14 protein-coding genes are annotated in these 17,920 nt (G+C 70.8%); 7 read left to right on the plus strand and 7 right to left on the minus strand.

The genetic code is table 11. The features are described 5' to 3' along the window. Positions 1-34 precede the first annotated feature (34 nt). The 5 genes from ACIOHP_RS21790 to ACIOHP_RS21810 all read left to right on the plus strand — a co-directional run bounded on the left by ACIOHP_RS21790 (position 35) and on the right by ACIOHP_RS21810 (position 7,603). Positions 35-3,310: an MGH1-like glycoside hydrolase domain-containing protein gene (locus tag ACIOHP_RS21790; protein ID WP_401889792.1), complete on the plus strand. Its 3,276-nt coding sequence runs from the start codon at positions 35-37 to the stop codon at positions 3,308-3,310. Continuing rightward, the gene (locus tag ACIOHP_RS21795) at positions 3,307-4,791 is read left to right on the plus strand and encodes a family 43 glycosylhydrolase (RefSeq protein ID WP_401889794.1); all 1,485 of its coding nucleotides are present in this window, start codon (positions 3,307-3,309) and stop codon (positions 4,789-4,791) included. Before ACIOHP_RS21790 ends, ACIOHP_RS21795 begins: the two co-directional genes overlap by 4 nt. A 123-nt stretch (positions 4,792-4,914) precedes the next feature. Next, the gene (locus tag ACIOHP_RS21800) at positions 4,915-5,766 is read left to right on the plus strand and encodes an SDR family oxidoreductase (RefSeq protein WP_401889796.1); all 852 of its coding nucleotides are present in this window, start codon (positions 4,915-4,917) and stop codon (positions 5,764-5,766) included. Between the two features lie 157 nt (positions 5,767-5,923). After that, positions 5,924-6,577 (plus strand): DNA alkylation repair protein, encoded by a 654-nt coding sequence (locus ACIOHP_RS21805; RefSeq protein WP_401890062.1) that lies wholly within the window; start codon positions 5,924-5,926, stop codon positions 6,575-6,577. Between the two features lie 174 nt (positions 6,578-6,751). Further along, entirely contained in the window at positions 6,752-7,603 is an 852-nt protein-coding gene (locus tag ACIOHP_RS21810; protein WP_401889799.1) for a hypothetical protein, read from the plus strand. A gap of 27 nt (positions 7,604-7,630) precedes the next feature. On the opposite strand, the gene ACIOHP_RS21815 is transcribed toward ACIOHP_RS21810, so the two are convergent. Next, positions 7,631-8,524: an alpha/beta hydrolase gene (locus ACIOHP_RS21815; RefSeq protein ID WP_401889802.1), complete on the minus strand. Its 894-nt coding sequence runs from the start codon at positions 8,522-8,524 to the stop codon at positions 7,631-7,633. Positions 8,525-8,783: 259 nt separating this feature from the next. On the opposite strand from ACIOHP_RS21815, the gene ACIOHP_RS21820 reads away from it, so the two are divergent. Next, complete coding sequence (locus ACIOHP_RS21820; protein ID WP_361543928.1) at positions 8,784-10,169, plus strand: MFS transporter; 1,386 nt, start codon at positions 8,784-8,786, stop codon at positions 10,167-10,169. A gap of 64 nt (positions 10,170-10,233) precedes the next feature. Here ACIOHP_RS21820 and ACIOHP_RS21825 read toward each other — a convergent pair whose 3' ends face one another. From ACIOHP_RS21825 to lnt, 4 genes are all read right to left on the minus strand, one after another. Continuing rightward, on the minus strand, positions 10,234-12,159 hold the full coding sequence (locus ACIOHP_RS21825; protein WP_401889806.1) for a helix-turn-helix domain-containing protein: 1,926 nt from the start codon (positions 12,157-12,159) through the stop codon (positions 10,234-10,236). 66 nt (positions 12,160-12,225) lie between these two features. Beyond that, a complete protein-coding gene (locus tag ACIOHP_RS21830) occupies positions 12,226-13,026 on the minus strand; it encodes a 3-hydroxybutyrate dehydrogenase (protein WP_401889808.1) in 801 nt (266 codons plus the stop codon). A gap of 54 nt (positions 13,027-13,080) precedes the next feature. Next, positions 13,081-13,560 carry an NUDIX hydrolase gene (locus ACIOHP_RS21835; protein WP_401889810.1) on the minus strand — a complete coding sequence of 160 codons (480 nt, stop codon included), beginning with the start codon at positions 13,558-13,560 and terminating at the stop codon, positions 13,081-13,083. 10 nt (positions 13,561-13,570) lie between these two features. Beyond that, on the minus strand, positions 13,571-15,181 hold the full coding sequence (gene lnt / locus ACIOHP_RS21840; RefSeq protein WP_401889813.1) for an apolipoprotein N-acyltransferase: 1,611 nt from the start codon (positions 15,179-15,181) through the stop codon (positions 13,571-13,573). A 235-nt stretch (positions 15,182-15,416) separates the two neighbouring features. Between lnt and ACIOHP_RS21845 the strand changes: the two genes are divergently transcribed. Next, entirely contained in the window at positions 15,417-16,490 is a 1,074-nt protein-coding gene (locus tag ACIOHP_RS21845) for an O-antigen ligase family protein (RefSeq protein ID WP_401889815.1), read from the plus strand. A gap of 1 nt (position 16,491) precedes the next feature. Here the strand turns inward: ACIOHP_RS21845 and ACIOHP_RS21850 are convergent, their stop codons facing one another. Together ACIOHP_RS21850 and ACIOHP_RS21855 are read right to left on the minus strand one after the other, a co-directional pair. Further along, positions 16,492-17,037: a hypothetical protein gene (locus ACIOHP_RS21850; protein ID WP_361543910.1), complete on the minus strand. Its 546-nt coding sequence runs from the start codon at positions 17,035-17,037 to the stop codon at positions 16,492-16,494. Between the two features lie 94 nt (positions 17,038-17,131). Next, positions 17,132-17,917, minus strand: coding sequence for an aspartate/glutamate racemase family protein (locus ACIOHP_RS21855; RefSeq protein WP_361543907.1), 786 nt, complete (start codon positions 17,915-17,917; stop codon positions 17,132-17,134). Positions 17,918-17,920: the final 3 nt, after the last annotated feature.

Here is a 17,920-nt window from a genome sequence, read left to right on the forward strand (position 1 = left end):
CCTTTTAGGTCTTTTCCGCCAAAGGGAGCATCCGATGCGAAGACGAACCGAGCCCGTCTTACAGCGCCTCCTGATCGTCCTGGCGCTCCTCGTCTGTTCCGTCCTCACCGCCACCCCCGCTCGTGCCGCCCAGACCATCGGTTTCCCCACCTTCAGCGGCCCCGCGATCCCGGCCCCGCCCGTCGCCCACACGCCCGGCGACATGATGAAGGCGATCTACGACGCGGAGAGTACGGGCACCGACTTCTGGATGGACCGTCTGCTGGCCCGCTCCGGCGACGACCCGGCCGGCCCCTGGCTGATGAGCCGGGGGCGCGCCCTGTTCATGAAGACCCACAACCCCGCGGTGCTCGGCTTCGGCGGCAACGTCGCCTACTGGGAGAGCGTCAACGACCAGAACGCCTACAGCGTCACGATCAGCCCGGGCACCTTCACGGAACAGGTCTCGCAGCGCCGGCAGGTGCCGAGCCACTGGAGGAGCGTGCACTCCAGCGGGTCGATCGCGGTCACCCAGACCAAGTTCATCACCGACAACAACGTCGCCGTGACGAACCTGTCGATCAAGAACAACGGCAGCGGCTCCACCACCCTCCAGCTGCGGGCGACGTCGCCGTACGCCACCACGGGCAGCGGCAGCGAACTGACCGGCCAGGTCAACGCGTACAACAACCTGACCACGCTGCGCCCCCGGCTCACCGGCGACGGCTTCAGCGTCTCCGGCGGCGGCCTCAACCGCTCGGTGACCGTCGCGGCCGGAGCCACGGCGACCGCGAAGGTCGTGATGGGCTTCGTCACCGACGAGATCCCGGCCTCGCTCACCGAGTACACCGCCTACGCGGGTTACTCCGACGCCACCGCCTTCGCGACCCATGTCCGGGCCTACAACCAGTGGTGGGCGCAGAACGTGCCCTACATCGACGTGCCCGAACCGGCGATCAAGAAGCACATCTACTACCGCTGGTGGCTGATGCGCTTCAACAACCTCGACGCCGACATGCCCGGGCAGACCTTCCAGTTCCCGACCTCCACCGAGGGCGTCCTCGGCTACAACAACGCGATCGCGCTGACCCAGCCGATGCACATCGACGACCTCAAGTACCTGCGGGACCCGTCCTACGCGTACGGGGACTGGCTGAGCGTCGGCCAGACCTCCAAGGGCGGCCGGTTCCTCGACAACCCGGGCGACCCGGAGAACTGGTCCAACAGCTACACCCAGTACATCGCCGAGGCGGCCTGGAAGAGCTACCAGATCCACGGCGGCCAGCCGGGCATCGCCGCCAGCCTGGCCCACTACGCCGAGGGCGACGTCAAAGGCCAACTCGCCTACTACGACCACGACAACAACAAGCTGATCGAGTACGACTGGGGCGCCCTGACCGGCAACGACGCCGACGCCGTCTCCTTCCACTGGAAGCCCGGCAACATGGACCGCGCCGAGTCCGCCTACCAGTACAGCGGGGCGACGGCGGCCGCTCAGGCCTACGAGGCGATCGGCAACACCGCGAAGGCCACCGAGATGCGTACGCTCGCGACGCAGATCAAGGACGCGATCGTCAACGTGCTGTGGAACCCGAACCGGCAGCTGTTCGAGCACCGGCTCAAGTCGACCAACGAGTGGGTGCCCTGGAAAGAGATCAACAACTACTACCCGTTCTCGGTCGGCGCCGTCCCCAACACCACCACGTACAAACAGGCGTTGCGCCTGTACGACGATCCGGCCCAGTACCCGATCTTCCCCTTCTACACGGCCAACCAGGTCGACAAGAAGGCCGCGGCCGACGCCGGGAACCCGGGCTCCAACAACTTCTCCACCATCAATTCCACCGTCCAGTTCCGGCTCTATTCCTCGGTCCTGCGCAACTACCCCAACTCCTGGATGAACGCGACCGACTACAAGAAGCTCCTCTACTGGAACACCTGGGCCCAGTACATCGGCGGCAACACCCAGTGGCCCGACGCCAACGAGTTCTGGGCGGACTGGAACGGCAGCTCGATCGGCTACCGCTCCTGGATCCACCACAACATCCTGGGCAGCGGCAACTGGACCGTGATCGAGGACGTCGCCGGACTGCGGCCCCGCAGCGACGCCAAGGTCGAGCTCTCCCCCATCGACATCGGGTGGAGCCACTTCACCGTCAACAACCTCCGCTACCGGGGCGCCGATCTGTCGATCGTCTGGGACGACCCCTCCGACGGCGTGGTCCGCTACCCGGGCATCCCGGAGGGCTACTCGATCTACGTCAACGGCAGCCGGGCCGCCACGGTGAGCACCCTGGCGCCGTTCACCTGGGACCCGGCCACGGGCGAGGTGACCACGAACGGCACCGTCACCCACCACACGGCCGTCTCCGGTCTCAAGGCACCCCACCAGGTCGTGCAGAGCAGCCCCCGGATGGTCGACATGCTCGCCAAGGCGGGCGTCGACCTCACCGCCGACCTGACCAACCTGGCCTCCGGCGCGACCGTGTCCGCCTCCCACACCGGGTCAGGCAGCACCCCGTCCGGCGCGGTCGACGGCTACCCCACCAACGAACCCTTCTGGGGCGCCGGCTCCTCGCCCAACAGCCAGGACTGGTACGAGCTGAACTTCGGCACCGCCCGCACGCTCAACGAGGTGCGGCTGCACTTCAAGGACAGCCGCCCGGCGAGCACGACCTACCGGGCGCCGTCGGCGTACACCGTCCAGTACTACAACGGCAGTTCATGGGTGAACGTGCCGAGCCAGACCAGGAGTCCGGCCGCCCCGCGCGCCAACTACAACCTGGTGACGTTCCCCGCGGTCAGCGCCCAGCGCGTCCGGGTCCTGGCCACCAACGCCTCCGGCGCCAAGACGGGCCTCACCGAGGTGAAGGTGTTCCACCGGGGCGGGGCCCAACCACCGGCGAACCAGGCCGGATCCGCCACCGCGACCGCGTCGTACACCTCCCCCTGGGAGACCGTCACCGCGGTCAACGACGGGATCGACCCGCCGTCCTCCAACGACACGGTGAACCCGCGCTGGGGAACCTGGCCGGAGACCGGCCAGCAGTGGGCCGAGCTGACCTGGCCGTCCGCGAAGACCCTCAACAAGGCAGACGTCTACTTCTTCGACGACGACCAGGGCATCGACATGCCGTCCGCCTGGAAACTGCAGTACTGGAACGGCAGCGCCTACGTCGACATCCCCGGCGCGAGCGCGTACACGCTGGCCAAGAACCAGTACAACAGCGTCACGTTCACCGCGACGAGCACCACACGACTACGGGTGCTGCTCACGAGCAACGGCACCGATTCCGTCGGCCTCCTCGAAGCGAAGGTGTACGGCCCGTGACCAGATCCAGACTCCTCCTGGCCCTGCTCGCCCTGGCGGCGGCCCTCCTCGTCGCACCACCGGCGTCCGCCGCCGTCACATTCACCTCGACGGCCGTGAACCAGAACGGCGGCAACTGCATCGACCTGCCCGGGAGTTCGACCACGGCGGGTACCCAACTGCGCGCCTTCACCTGCTCGAACGGCGCCAACCAGAACCTCGTCCACACACCCGTCTCCGGGACCGGCGACACATACACCATCACCACCCAGTCCGGTCAGTGCGTCGACGTGTACGGCGCGTCCACGGCGGACAACGCGGCAATCATCCAGTGGCCCTGCCACAGCGGCACGAACCAGCAGTGGCGGCTCGTCCCGGTGACGGTCGCCGGCACCGACAAGACGTTCAACATCGTCTCCGTCGGCTCCGGCAAGTGCGTCGCCCCCAGCGGCGGTTCGTCCGCCTCGAACACCAACCTGGTGCAGCTGCCGTGCTCCGCCGCGAACGCCAGGGTGTGGCGGCTGCCCGGCTTCACCGGCGGCGGCACGACCCCCGGCACCTTCACCAACCCGCTCTCCCAGCACGGACCCGACCCCTGGCTGACGTACCACGACGGGTACTACTACCTCGCCACGACCACCTGGAACTCGACGATCACCATGCGCAAGGCCGACACGCTCGCCGGTCTCGCCACCGCCGGCGACCAGGTGATCTTCAACCTGACCCGGCCCAACGGGGCGGGCACGATGTGGGCGCCGGAGTTCCATCTCCTCGACGGTCCGAACGGCAGGCGCTGGTACTTCTACTACACGGCCGGACGCGAGCCGTACGACCTGGGCACCCAGCGCATCCACGTCCTGGAGAGCGCCGGCCTCGACCCGATGGGGCCGTACAGCTTCAAGGCCGACCTGCTCGACCCGACCCAGGACAACACCTGGGAGCTGGACCCCGGCATCCTTCAACTCAACGGACAGCTCTATCTGTTGGGCACCTTCTACAACGGCTCGCAGCCGATGTTCATCCGGCCGCTGTCGAACCCGTGGACCGCGAGCGGCACCCGCAGGATCCTGTCCACCCCGACCTACAGCTGGGAGACGGTGGGCGGCGCGGTCAACGAGGGCGCGGAGGTCCTCCAGCGGAACGGGAAGACGTTCATCGTCTACTCCGCCAGCCACTGCTCCACACCCGACTACAAGCTGGGCATGCTCACCTACAACGGCGGTGACCCGCTGAACTCCGCCTCCTGGGTCAAGTCCCCCAACCCGGTCTTCCAGCGGTCCAACACCAACGGTGTGTACGGCCCCGGCCACAACGGCTTCTTCAAGTCACCCGACGGCACCGAGGACTGGATGGTCTACCACGCCAACAACTCCACGAGCGGCGGCTGCGACATGAACCGGACCACCAGGGCACAGAAGTTCACCTGGAACGCGGACGGCACACCCGCCTTCGGCACCCCGGTGGCCCTGGGCGTGCCGTTGACCGCGCCGTCCGGGGAGTAGGTTGTCGGCGGACTCGCTCCGATACCGGACGTTTCCGCCGACCTGGGAGCCCGTCCGCTGTCCGTGCCCTGCGGGGCGGACCGGCTCCGAACGCACCGACCGTACAAGGAAGTGATCTGGACCATGGCCGAGCCGACAGTGGTGGTCACCGGAGCCACGGGCCGCCTCGGCGGGCGCGTCGCCCGCCGCCTGGCCGAGCGGGAGGTGCCGCAGCGACTGCTGGTGCGCAGCCCCGAGAGGACGCCGCAACTCCCCGGTGCGACACCCGTCCGCGCCAGCTACGACGACCATGACGCCGTCGTGAGCGGCCTGAGCGGCGCGGAGACGGTGTTCATGGTGTCCGCCTCCGAGAGCGCCGACCGGCTCGCCCAGCACAAGGTCTTCGTGGACGCCGCCGTCGAGGCCGGCGTACGGCACCTGGTGTACGTCTCCTTCTTCGGTGCGGCGCCCGACGCCACGTTCACGCTCGCCCGGGACCACTTCCACACCGAGGAGCACATCCGCGCCACCGGCCTGGCGTACACGTTCCTGCGGGACAACATCTACGCCGACTTCGTCCCCGACCTGGCCGGTGCGGACGGCGTCATCCGCGGCCCGGCCGGGCAGGGGCGGGCCGCGTTCGTCGCGCAGGACGACATCGCCGACGCGTCCGCCGCGATCCTGGCCCGCCCGGCCGATCACGCCGGTGCGACCTACGACCTGACCGGACCCGCATCCCTGTCGCTGGACGAGGCCGCGGCCGTCCTGTCCGAGGTGCGGGGCCGTACCGTCACCTACCACCCGGAGACCGTCGAGGAGGCCTACGCCTCTCGTGCCTCCTACGGCGCCCCGCAGTGGCAGCTCGACGCCTGGGTGTCCACCTACACGGCCATCGCGGCGGGTGAGCTCGACGGCGTCAGCGATGCCATTCCCCGCCTCACCGGGCATCCCGCCACGAGCGTCGCCGACGTCGTGCGCGGTATGCCGCCCCGCTGACAAGAATCTCGATGTCACCTCATGTCACCTCGGGCCGCCTGCCGGGCCGCGATCGCGCCGGCTTCCCTCGTAGGCTGAATCCCGCTCATGACGGACGGGAGGCCCACGCGGCCAGGAACAGGAGGCTGAGGTGACCGGGACGACGGTGGCCGAGGTCATGGCCGAGCTGGCCGGGCTCGAGGACCCGAAGGTACGCCAGGTCAACGAGAGACACGGTGACGATCACGGGGTGAACCTCGGCAAGCTGCGCGCGCTCGCGAAGCGGCTCAAGACACAGCAGGAACTCGCGCGCCGGCTCTGGGAGACCGACGACACCGCGGCGAAGCTGCTGGCGACCCTGGTCTGCCGCCCGAAGGCGTTCGAGCGTGACGAGCTGGACACCATGCTGCGCACGGCACGCACACCCAAGGTGCACGACTGGCTCGTGAACTACGTGGTGAAGAAGAGCCCGCACTCCGAGGAGCTGCGCCAGGCCTGGTTCGCCGATCCGGATCCCGTGGTCGCGAGCGCCGGCTGGGCACTGACCACCGAGCGTGTCGCGAAGAAGCCCCAGGGCCTCGATCTCGAGGGCTTGCTCGACGTCATCGAAGCCGACATGAAGGACGCCCCGGACCGTCTGCAATGGGCGATGAACCACTGCCTCGCCCAGATCGGCATCGACCACCCCGGACACCGCGCCCGCGCCATCGACATCGGCGAACACCTACAGGTCCTCAAGGACTACCCGACCCCTCCCGGCTGCACCTCCCCGTTCGCCCCCGTCTGGATCTCCGAGATGGTGCGCCGACAGCACGAGAAGCCGGGTGCCTGAAGCGGCTCGATCGGGAAACAGGTCAAACGCCCCGCAATCAAGGAAAACGACACCCGGATGTGTCGTTGTGCGGTCACGCCCTGGGCACATCTGCGCAGGGATGTCACACAGGCTGCACACACCCCTTCGAAAGCGTCGCTACCTTTGCTCGCGACTCGCTCCCCCGTGCGAAAAGTGAACACAGGAAGACCGCAGATGGACTACTGCTCCACATGCCGTCGGCATCTCAACGGCGCCCTGGTGTGCCCCGGGTGCGGCGCCTACGCCCCGGACATCGCGCCGCTCGCCGTCGGAACGACCGCACCGGCCCCCGACCCGGTCGTGGCACCGTGGCAATCCCCGAGCCACCTGTGGCACGACCAGGGTTCCGGCGCCGAGGAGAGCGGCGAGACACCGCAGGAGCACCCGTACGACAGCCCGGACGCCCCGCCTCTCGCGCCGACGGGCCGGGCGGCACGGCGGCGCCAGCGGGAACGCTGGAAGAAGACCCAGCGCAGGGCCCTGGTGGCCACCGCGGTCGCCCTGGTCGGCGGCGGTCTGACCGTCACTTCGATGAACCGCCAGTCCACGGACCGCGCGCAGGCGGCCTCCGCACCGGACAGGCAGGCCATGGGCATCGCGGAGGAGCAGGCCACGGCGCCGGTGCCGGCTTCGGCGACACCGGCCGACACGAACCGGTCCAAGGGCACCTCGTCCGCGAAACGCCCGTCCACCGCGAACGCGCCCCATGAGCAGACGGCCACCACGCCCCGGGCCACGCCCACGACCGAGGCGGTCCAGCAGGACAGCGTCACGGATTCGCTGACCACAGCGGTGTCCTCCGCCGGGTCGCAGACCGCCTCCACGGTGTCCGACACCACGGACTCGGTCCCCCAGGCGTCGGCCTCGCCCACTCCCGCCGACAACACGGACACCACCGACACGTCGAGCACGGACACGTCGTCGGCGACTCCCCCGGCCTCCGAGTCCTCTTCGTCGTCCTCGCCCTCGGGGCTCTGCCTGCTCGGGCTGGTCTGCATCAGCTGACCCCGCACACCGCAGGGGTCAGGGTCGTCAGGCGCGGAGTGCCGTGCGCAGTGTGGTGGCCATCAGATCGATGGCCTCCCTTCCTGCCTCGACCGGGCCGGTGTGGGTGAAGTAGTGGTCGACGCCCTCGAAGACACGGTGGGTGACCGTGACGCCCGCGGCCGCCAGTGCCTTGGCGTAGGCGTCGCCCTCGTCGCGCAGGCGGTCGTTCTCCGCGGTGATGACCAGGGCGGCGGGGAGTCCGGCGAGGTCGTCGGCCAGTGCGGGCGAGACGAGCGGATCGGCCCGGTCGGCGGCGTCCAGGACGTAGGCGGCGGTGAAGGTCCGCATGAGCTGCGGGCTGAGCAGCGGCTTGGCGATGAGGGACTGCTTGGTGGCCGGGTCGGCGAGCTGGTCCAGTGGTGCCGAGTCGATGATCTGGAGCCGGGGAGAGAAGGTCCCGCGCTCCCGGGCCAGCCGGCAGACCGCGGCGGTCAGATTGGCGCCTGCGCTGTGTCCGCCCACGGCGAGGCGCGAACCGTCCCAGCCGCCAGCGGAGCCGTTCGCGGCGACCCAGGCGGCGACGTCGTAGGCCTGATGGACGGGAACAGGGAACTGCCGTTGCGGGGCCACGGCGTAATCGACATTGATGACGACGCAGCCGGCCTTGGCGGCTATGTAGCGGCAGATGTGGTCGTCCTGCTCGGGGCGGCCGACCACGAACCCGCCGCCGTGGAAGTTGATGTACACGGGAGCGGGGGCCGCGGTGGCCACGGGCGGGTGGTAGACGGTGCAGGAGACCGGTCCGGCCCCGGTCTCCACCCGGAGGATCTCGGTGCGCTTCGGGATGTCGGTGAAGCGCAAGTCCTTGTGCACACGGGCCATCACGCGGCCCAGGAACAGTTGGATCCCTCTGGCCTGGAGTTCGGCGCTGAACGGCATGACCTGACCACCAATCGCTACAAAGTTAAATTAACAGGATTCCTGATAATGGAGCCTCGTTCCTCATTCCGCAATGGGCAGACAGGAGCGCGATCGGTCAGGAACCGACCGCCACCGCCGGCCGACGAGGCGGACGTGGGGGTCGCGCTTATACTCCGGCCCCGAAGTATGTTGTCCCGCCACATGTGCGCCTGACGTGCGGATTCCTACGGTGTTCCGACACGTACCCGTCCCCACCGCACACGAGGAAGTGGCGCACATGGCCTCCGCAGCACCCGCTCCACCGTCGCCGAACAACCTGAAGCGCATAGTCGCCGCCAGCCTCATCGGCACGACCATCGAGTGGTACGACTTCTTTCTCTACGGATCCGCCGCGGCCCTCGTCTTCAACAAGCTGTTCTTCCCGGGCTCCGACCCGCTCGTCGGCACCCTGCTGTCGTTCCTGACGTACGCCGTCGGATTCGCCGCCCGTCCGCTCGGTGCCCTCGTCTTCGGGCACTACGGCGACCGGCTGGGACGCAAGAAGCTGCTGGTGCTGAGCCTGCTGCTGATGGGCGGGGCGACCTTCGCGATCGGGCTGCTGCCCACCCACGCGACGATCGGCTCGGCGGCACCCGTGCTGCTGACCGTGCTGCGCCTGGTCCAGGGCTTCGCGCTCGGCGGCGAGTGGGGCGGGGCCGTGCTGCTGGTGTCCGAGCACGGGGACGCCCGGCGGCGCGGGTTCTGGGCCTCCTGGCCGCAGACCGGCGCCCCCGCGGGGCAGTTGCTGGCCACCGGTGTGCTGTCCCTGCTCACCGCCGTCCTCTCGGACAGCGCCTTCACCAGCTGGGGCTGGCGGATCCCGTTCCTGCTCTCCGGCGTCCTCGTGATGGTCGGTTTGTGGATTCGTCTGTCTGTCGATGAATCGCCGGTCTTCAAGCAGGCCCTGGCCCACGCCCAGGCCCGCAAGGCCGAGCAGGGGGCCGCCGCGGAGAAGCTCCCGATCGTCTCCGTACTGCGCCACCACTGGCGCGACGTGCTCATCGCGATGGGCGCGCGCATGGCCGAGAACATCAGCTACTACGTGATCACCGCCTTCATCCTCGTCTACGCCACCACCGCGGCCGACGTCTCCAAGCAGACCGCGCTGAACGCCGTACTGATCGCCTCCGCCGTGCACTTCGCGGTGATCCCGATGTGGGGCGCCCTGTCGGACCGGATCGGGCGGCGGCCGGTGTACCTGCTGGGCGCGGCCGGGATCGGCCTGTGGATGTTCCCGTTCTTCTCCCTCATCGACACCGGCAGCTTCGGCAACCTGATCCTCGCCATCACCGTGGGTCTGGTGCTGCACGGGGCGATGTACGCGCCCCAGGCCGCCTTCTTCTCCGAGATGTTCGCGACCCGGATGCGCTACTCCGGCGCCTCCATCGGTGCCCAGTTCGCCTCGGTCGCCGCCGGAGCGCCCGCGCCGCTGATCGCCACCGCGCTCCTGGACGACTACGGCAGCTCCACCCCGATCGCCCTGTACGTCATCGCGGCGGCCGTGCTGACCCTCATCGCGGTGGGGGTGGCCAAGGAGACCCGCAACCGGGACCTCGCCGACGTCGACGCCCCCGCGGACGCGGAGCCGGTGAAGGCCGCGACCGCGGACGCCCGCACCGTCTGATCTGCCCCGGCCGGCCCCCGTGCGCTCGTGCGTGCGGGGGTCCGTGCTGTGGCGATGGGCGCACTCAGTGCTGTGTCGGTGCGGACAACCGGTGCAGGCGCAGGGCGAGCTGGATCTCCAGGGCGCGCGCGGGGCTCTGCCAGTCGTCGCCGAGGAGGCGGCCGACGCGCTCCAGGCGTTGGGCGACCGTGTTCACGTGGACGTGCAGTTCGTCCTTGGTGCGGGCCGGGCTCATGCCGCAGGCGAAGTAGGCGTCCAGGGTGCGCAGGAGATCGGTGCCGCGCCGTTCGTCGTAGGTCACGACCTGGCCGATGGTGCGGTCGACGAAGCCCGTGATGTCGCGGTCGCCGGCCAGGAGCAGGCCGAGGAACCCGAAGTCCTCGGCGGCCGCCCCGTCGCCGGAACGGCCCAGGAGCCGCAGGGCGTCGAGGCAGCGGCGGCCCTCCTCGTAGGCGGCGGCCACGGTGTCCGGGCGGGTGGCCAGGTCCTCGACCGGGCCCGACGCGCCGACGGTGACGGCCTCGTGGACGGCCGTGCCGAGGTGGCCTGCGGTGCGGCGGGCCAGGGCGGTCGCGGTGTCGCCGGGTCTCAGGGGCAGCAACAGGACGGTGCCGCCGTCGCGGGCGGCGGCCAGTCCGTGCCGGGTCGCCGCAAGGTGGGAGGCGGCGGACCACAGGCGTCTGCGGGCGTCCGCCTCCTGCTCGGCGTCGGCCGCGGTGCCGTCGAGACGCGCGGCCAGGACGACATGGGTGGCGTCGAGGTCGGCGTGCAGCCGGGAGGCCCGTTCGCGCAGCAGGCGCGGGTCGCGGTCACGGGCGTCGAGGAGGTCGTCCAGGAGTTCGCCACGGACGCGCTGTTCGGCCTCGGCCGCCGAGCGTCTGGCCAGCAGCAGCAGCGAGGTGACCATCGCGGCGCGCTCCAGGGTGCGCTGGTCGACGGGGTCGAGTCCGGGGTGGCCGTGCAGCACGAGGGCGCCGAGCAGTTCGCCGCCGGCGGAGACGGCCGCGATCCAGTCGTCGCCGTGCCGTACGGCGTGTCCTTCGGCCCGGGAGGCTTCCAGTGCCTCGGCGGGGGTGGCGGCGGCCTCGGTGAACTCGACCTTGCCGTCGAGGACTTCGGCGACCGCGGCCGCCACGTCGTGCACCCCGCCGCCGCGCAGCACGAGTTCGGCGAGCCGGTCGTGGACATCGGAGGCCCGCTCGATGACGCCGCTGCGGTCGCGGATGATCTCGTTGGCCCGCTCCAGGTCGGCGAGGGCCGAGCGGGTCTCGGTGAGCAGGTTCGCGGTGTCGATGGCGGCGGCCGCCAGGGCGGCGAAGGAGCCGAGCAGGGCGATCTGCTCCCGCTCGAAGACCCGGGCGCGCCGGTCGGCGGCGAACAGCACCCCGATGACGTGGTGGCCCAGCATCAGCGGCACGCCGAGGATGGCGACCAGGCCCTCGTCCCGTACGCCGCCGTCGATGGTGCGGGTGTGCTGGAAGCGCTCGTCCTTGAAGTAGTCGTCGGTGACGTAGGGCCGGGCCGTCTGGGCGACGAGGCCGCCGAGCCCCTCGCCCATGCCGAGCCGCAGTTGCTGGAAGCGGGCGGCGACCGAGCCCTCCGTCACACGCATGTAGGTGTCGCCGCGGACCGGGTCGTTCAGGCTGAGGTAGGCGACGTCCGTGCCGAGCAGTGAGCGGGCGCGCTGCACGATCGCCTGGAGCACGGCGTCCAGGTCGCGCAGTCCCGCCAGGTCGTGCGCGGTCTCGAAGAGAGCGGAGAGCTCGGCCTCGCGCCGGCGCCGTCCCTCCAGCTCCGAGCGCACGCGCAGCGCGACCAGCTTGGCCTGCTCCAGCGCGGCGATCCGCTCGGCCGGCCGGCCCTCGGCGCGGGCGACCAGCACCGGCTGCTCGTAGGCATCGGCGGACGCGCCCCTGGCCAGCAGCTCGAGGAACGGTGCCTCGGCGCTGCCGGCGGGGCGCTCGGCGGACTGCACGTGATCGCGGGACATGCTCACAGGATTCCTCATCGCACCGTCACCTCGTCAGCCCTGTGGACAACCCCGCCGGGGCGCGGCTCAGTGCGCCGTCCAGCCCCCGTCCATCACCAGGGACGTGCCGGTCACGAAGGACGCCTGCGGACCGCACAGATACGCCACGGCCTCGGCGACGTCCTCGGGCTCGATGAGCCGCTTGACCGCGCTGTCCTGGAGCAGTATCTCGGCCAGGACGCGCTCCTCGGGGATGCCGTGCGCCTGCGCCTGGTCGGCGAGCTGCTTCTCGACCAGGGGGGTGCGCACATAGGCGGGGTTCACACAGTTCGAGGTGACACCGTGGGGCGCGCCCTCCAGGGCGGCCGTCTTGGAGAGCCCTTCCAGGCCGTGCTTGGCGGCGACGTACGCCGACTTGAACGCCGAGGCCCGCAGCCCGTGGACCGAGGACACGTTGACGATCCGGCCCCACCCCTGCCCGTACATGTGGGGCAGGGCGCCGCGGATGAGCCGGAACGGCGCCTCCAGCATCACCGTGAGCACGGTGTGGAAGACGTCGGGCGGGAACTCCTCGATGGGGCGCACGAGCTGGAGCCCGGCGTTGTTGACCAGCACGTCGGTGCCGGCGGCGGCGTGCTCGGCGGCGTCCAGGTCGGTCAGGTCGAGAACGTGCGGTTCGATGGCGCCCGCCAGGTTCCGGGCCCCGTCGACCAGCTCCTCCAGCCCCCGCGCCTCCCGGTCGACCGCTCTCACCTTCGCCCCTGCGGCCGCAAGCCGCAGCACACAGGCGCGGCCGATGCCACCGGCGGCGCCGGTGACGAGGGCGGTGCGGCCGCCGAGGTCGAGCGAGGAGGCGTGGGGGGCCGAGAGGGCGCTGGGCGGGGTCATGGCTCGACCCTAAGCAGCGCCCTTGACTGCCCCCATGTGGTCAGAGCCCATACTTCATTCGGAACTCATGGGCTCAAACCATGTGGGTTCATCGGACAGTGCTTGCTTGATCCGGAACAGCTGGCGTTCGCCCATCGGGGGCAGCGCGTCCACCTCGAACCAGCCGACCTCGAGGGACTCGTCGTCGTTCACCCGTGCCTCGCCGCCGACGGCCCGGCAGCGGAAGGTGATGTCCATGAACTGGCACGTGTCGCCGTTGGGGTAGACGACCTCTCTCCCCGACCGGACGAGGACGACCCGTTCGACGACGCAGTGCACGCCCGCCTCTTCGTGGACCTCCCGGACGGCGGCGGCCGCGGGCTGCTCCCCGGGGTCGGGTATGCCCGAGATCACCGTCCACTCGTGGTTGTCCGCGCGCTGCCCCAGCAGGACCCGCCCCTCGTCGTCGAAGACGACGGCGCTGACGCCGGGCAGCCACAACAGCTGGTGCCCGGCGGAGGCCCGGATCTCACGGATGAAGTCAGGAGTAGCCATGCTCCCGACCTTAACCGGCGGCTCCCGCCCGCCTGTTGCGCACACCCGAACCGATCGCCCAGCCCAGTCCACCCGCCGCGACCAGCACCAGCAGCATCTCCGGCAGGATGCCGAGCTTCGTGGCCGGAGTCTCGGAGGAGCGCAGCGGCACCTTCTGGACGAGGGAGTCGGCGACGAACATGCCGGTCTTCTGGGTGATCCTCCCGTCCGGCATGATGATCGCGCTGACGCCGCTGGTCACCGGCACCGTGACGGTCCGGCTGTGCTCCACGGCGCGGACCCGGGACATGGCCAGCTGCTGGTAGGTCATCTCGCTGCGGTCGAAGGTCGCGTTGTTGCTCGGCACGGAGATCAGCTGGGCGCCGTCGGTGACCTCGGAGCGCACGGCCCAGTCGAAGGCCGCTTCGTAGCAGGTGACGAGTCCGACCTTGGCGCCGGCCATGGTGAACACGCCGGGTTCGGTGCCGCGGCTGAAGTCCTGGCCGACCATGGACGTCCAGTTGCTGTTGATCGCCCCGATGAGCGAGCGCAGCGGGAGGTACTCGCCGAACGGCTGGATCTGGCGCTTGTCGTAGGTGTCGGTCGGTCCCTTGACCGGATCCCACAGGATCTGCTCGTTGTAGAGCTTGCCGTCCCGCTCGACGACTCCGCCGACCGAGATCGGCGCGTCGATGGCCTTGGCGGCGGCGTCGATGACGGCGCGGGCGTCCTCGTTGGCGAACGGGTCGATGTCGGAGGAGTTCTCGGGCCACAGCACGATGTCGGGCCTGGGCATCTTGCCGGCCTTGACCTGGGCGGCCAGCCGCTCGGTCTCGCGTGCGTGGTAGTCGAGCACGGCCCGTCGCTGGGCGTTGAAGTCGAGGCCCGCGCGGGGCACGTTGCCCTGGATGGCCGCGACGGTGACGGTGCCGTTCTCGGCCTTGTCGCTGACCAGCGGGCGGGCGGCGAGGGCCCCCACCACGGGAACGGCCACGCTCAGCAGGGCGACCACGGCGGCCGACCGGCGTACCTCTCGGGAGCGGCGCTTCTCCACCGCCAGCCGGACGGCCTCGTACAGCCCGAAGCCGCACAGGACGACCGCGAAGCCGAGCACCGGGGTCCCGCCCGCCGCGGCGAGCGAAAGGAAGACTCCGTCGGCCTGGCCGAACGCGATCTTGCCCCACGGGAAGCCGCTGAACGGCACACGCGCGCGTGCCGCCTCTCCGGCGATCCACAGGGCGGCCGCCCACAGCGGAAAGCCGGGCAGCTTCGACACCGTGGCGATACCCGCGCCGACCAGCGCGACGAAGACCGCCTCGATCACCACGAGCGCCAGCCACGGGCCGGGCCCGACCTCCACGCCGGTCCACACCAGCAGCGGCAGCAGGAAGCCCAGGCCGAAGAGGTAGCCGAGGCCCAGACCCGCCTTCCAGCTGCGGCCACGCAGTACCCAGCCGAAGACGGCGAATGCCGGGAGGGCGAGCCACCACAGCGTGCGCGGCGGGAAGCTGACGTAGAGCAGCACTCCGGAGAGTGCGGCGGCGAGAGCCGGGACGAAGCGCGCGAGGCGGGCCGTGCGCGAGGCGGGCGCGGTCGGCTGCTTCTGGTCCGACTCGTCCACGGATGTTGCGGTGACGGTCACTCCGGGAGTGTACGGCGGTTGACCTTGGCACCGACAGCGCGGTCCGTACGGCAGTACGGGGCTCCGGCGACCACTCCTGACGCATCCTTCCTGCGCAACTCGTCCACAAACCGTCCATCAGCCGTTACCGTGTGCCGGAGCCTTTGTCGTACCGCCGGTCAGGCGGCCGTACGACCGGGGCCCGGCACAGGTCGCGGGGGCGGCCGGTTCGGGGGATCGGGTGGGGTCGACGGGGATGACGTCTGCGGCCGGTCCGGCGGCGGACGGCGACAGACGAAACGTTTCGGACGCGACGGGCGTGGTGGTGCTCGGGGCCTGCGCCACTTGGTCCCTGATCACGGCGGCCGTGCACGACGGCCGTCCCGAGGGCGTGCTGCTCGCCGTCCTCGCCGTGGCCGCCGGCTATGCGGCGGGACGGATCTGCGGAGCGATTCTGCAGGTCGCGGCGCTCTGTGCGGCGGCGGCCGCCGGGGTGGGCCTCACCGCCGCAGCCCCTCATCTCTCCGCCGGGCCCGAGATCGCCGCACCGCTGGGCCACGCCGGCTCCACCGCCGCCGTGCTGACCCTGTCCACGGGTGCCGTGTGCTGTGCCGCGTGGGCCGTGCGGGCACCGGTCTGGCGGCTCGTGCTGCGGGCGTCGGCCGTCGGGATCGTGGTGACCGCCGCCGTGCTGGGTTCGGCGAGCGGATGCGTCGCCTGTGCCGCGGTGCTGCTGTGCTCGCTCGCCGCGAGCCGTATGGGGGACCACCGCGGCGCGGGTTTCGCCGGGCTCGTCCTGACGGCGGCCCTGGTGACCGGGCTGGCCTGGGCGGTCGCCGGCCGGGCGGTACCGGAGGGACTCGCCGTGTCGCTGGAGGGCCAGCTGACCCGGCATCGCATCGGGCTGTGGCAGGACGCGCTGCACATGGCGCACCGGGACCCCGCCCTGGGCGTCGGCCCCGGACGCTTCGGCGAACTCAGCACGACGGCGGCCCAGACGCTGCTGCCGGACGGCAAACCGCACTCGGCGCCGCTCCAGCAGGCCGCCGAACAGGGAGTGGTCGGCGTGGTCCTGCTCGCCGCGGCCTTCTGCTGGCTTCTCTACACCCTCTGGCGCTCACCGCGCCCCACGCCGGTCGTGCTCACCGCGGGTGCGGCGCTCACCGCGCTCGCGGCCATCGCCGCGGTCGGCAACGCGCTCAGCTTCACGACGGTGTCGGTGGGCGCCGGCCTCCTGGCGGGGCTGGCCACGGCCCGCCCGCTGGTCGACGAGTCGGCACGGCGCGATTCGGACGAGACCCGCCCCTGGGACGACCGACTGGCTCCGTGACCTAGTGCGCCCCGCCGTGCGTGCGCGAGCGCAGCCGGTCCCTGATGATCTGCACGGCGGCCTCGGCGTCGTCCACGGTGATCGTGAAGGTGTGCCCGTCCCACAGGCTCAGCACGATGCCCTCGCCACGGCGTACGACGACGGCGGTGCCCTTCTCGGGCCGCCAGCGGTAGCCCCAGCCTCCCCAGTGGCGCGGGGTGACGTCATGGTCGACCTCGGCACCCGCCACGTTCGACAGCAGGATGCGGCGGCGCGGCAGGCCCATGTGGCCGCAGCGCACCTCGAGGGACTCCTCGTCGACCTTGAGCGCGACATGCACGAACGCCAGGGTGCCGAAGAGGACGAGCAGGCCCGCCGCGATGCACCCGACGACCGCCATGGCGAGCGGGGCGATGCCCGAGGTCCACGCCGAGTCGACGGCCAGCTCGATGCCGAGCGCCATGCACGCGGCGCCGACGAGCGCCAGCAGCCACTGGACCCGGTTGGTGGCGCGTCCGGTCCAGACGTCGGGATGCGGCGCGTTCACGCCGTGGGGGTGGTCCCTCATGCTTATGAGGTTACTCAGGTTTCGCTGCGCGGGTACCGCGTAGCGGAGGGTGAGTGGGCCGGTGGAGCGAGCGGGGCTTGTTCCCCACGCTCGGTCAGCGGGCGGGGCTGACCGCCGAGAGGAAGCGGCCTTCCGCGTACGTGAGCGCGGTCCCGGGCAGCTCGGCCTCACGGCCGCTGAGCAGCACGGTGAGACTGCCGTCGGCGGCTGCCTCGGGAGCGGGCAGCTCGCCTATCCTGCGCAGTGCCTGGGCGACCACGGCGCCGGCGGTGCCGTGCAGGATGAGCGGCGCCCGGCCGGGCTGCTGCACTGCCGCGCGGATGCGCTCGGCGACCAGTTCGTAGTTGGTGCAGCCGAGGACGAGGGTCGTGATGTCGGCGGGAGTGCGTGCCGCGGCGGCGGCGATCGCGGCCTCGATGGCCGGCTCGTCGGCGTGGTGCACGGCGTCCGCGAGCCCCGGGCACGGCACCTCGGCGACGTCCACACCCATGGCGAACCGCTCGATGAGATCGCGCTGGTAGGGACTGCCGGTGGTGGCGGGGGTCGCCCAGATGGCGAGGGGGCCACCGCCCGCGGCGGCCGGCTTGATCGCCGGAACGGTCCCGATGATCGGCAGGTCCGGCTCGAAACGGGCCCGCAACGCGGGCAGCGAGTGCACCGACGCGGTGTTGCAGGCGACGATCAGCACATCGGGGCGGTGCGCCGCGGCGGCCTCGGCGACGGCCAGCGCCCGTTCCGTGATGTCCTCGGGTGTGCGCGGCCCCCAGGGCATCCCGTCGGGGTCCCAGGACAGGACGAGATCCGCGTCGGGCCTGAGCCGGTGTGCCGCGGCAGCGGCTGGAAGCAGACCGATTCCGGAGTCCATGAGCGCGATCTTCACCCG

Source organism: Streptomyces sp. NPDC087859 (assembly GCF_044742595.1).
GTDB lineage: Bacteria > Actinomycetota > Actinomycetes > Streptomycetales > Streptomycetaceae > Streptomyces > Streptomyces canus_F.

Bases quoted from the DNA above. Each gene is read 5' to 3' on its own strand.
- ACIOHP_RS21790 (WP_401889792.1), top strand. From the start codon at position 35: ATGCGAAGACGAACCGAGCCCGTCTTACAGCGCCTCCTGATCGTCCTG.
- ACIOHP_RS21800 (WP_401889796.1), top strand. From the start codon at position 4,915: ATGGCCGAGCCGACAGTGGTGGTCACCGGAGCCACGGGCCGCCTCGGC.
- ACIOHP_RS21805 (WP_401890062.1), top strand. From the start codon at position 5,924: ATGGCCGAGCTGGCCGGGCTCGAGGACCCGAAGGTACGCCAGGTCAAC.
- ACIOHP_RS21815 (WP_401889802.1), bottom strand. From the start codon at position 8,524: ATGCCGTTCAGCGCCGAACTCCAGGCCAGAGGGATCCAACTGTTCCTG.
- ACIOHP_RS21820 (WP_361543928.1), top strand. From the start codon at position 8,784: ATGGCCTCCGCAGCACCCGCTCCACCGTCGCCGAACAACCTGAAGCGC.
- ACIOHP_RS21825 (WP_401889806.1), bottom strand. From the start codon at position 12,159: ATGTCCCGCGATCACGTGCAGTCCGCCGAGCGCCCCGCCGGCAGCGCC.
- ACIOHP_RS21830 (WP_401889808.1), bottom strand. From the start codon at position 13,026: ATGACCCCGCCCAGCGCCCTCTCGGCCCCCCACGCCTCCTCGCTCGAC.
- ACIOHP_RS21835 (WP_401889810.1), bottom strand. From the start codon at position 13,560: ATGGCTACTCCTGACTTCATCCGTGAGATCCGGGCCTCCGCCGGGCAC.
- ACIOHP_RS21845 (WP_401889815.1), top strand. From the start codon at position 15,417: ATGACGTCTGCGGCCGGTCCGGCGGCGGACGGCGACAGACGAAACGTT.
- ACIOHP_RS21850 (WP_361543910.1), bottom strand. From the start codon at position 17,037: ATGAGGGACCACCCCCACGGCGTGAACGCGCCGCATCCCGACGTCTGG.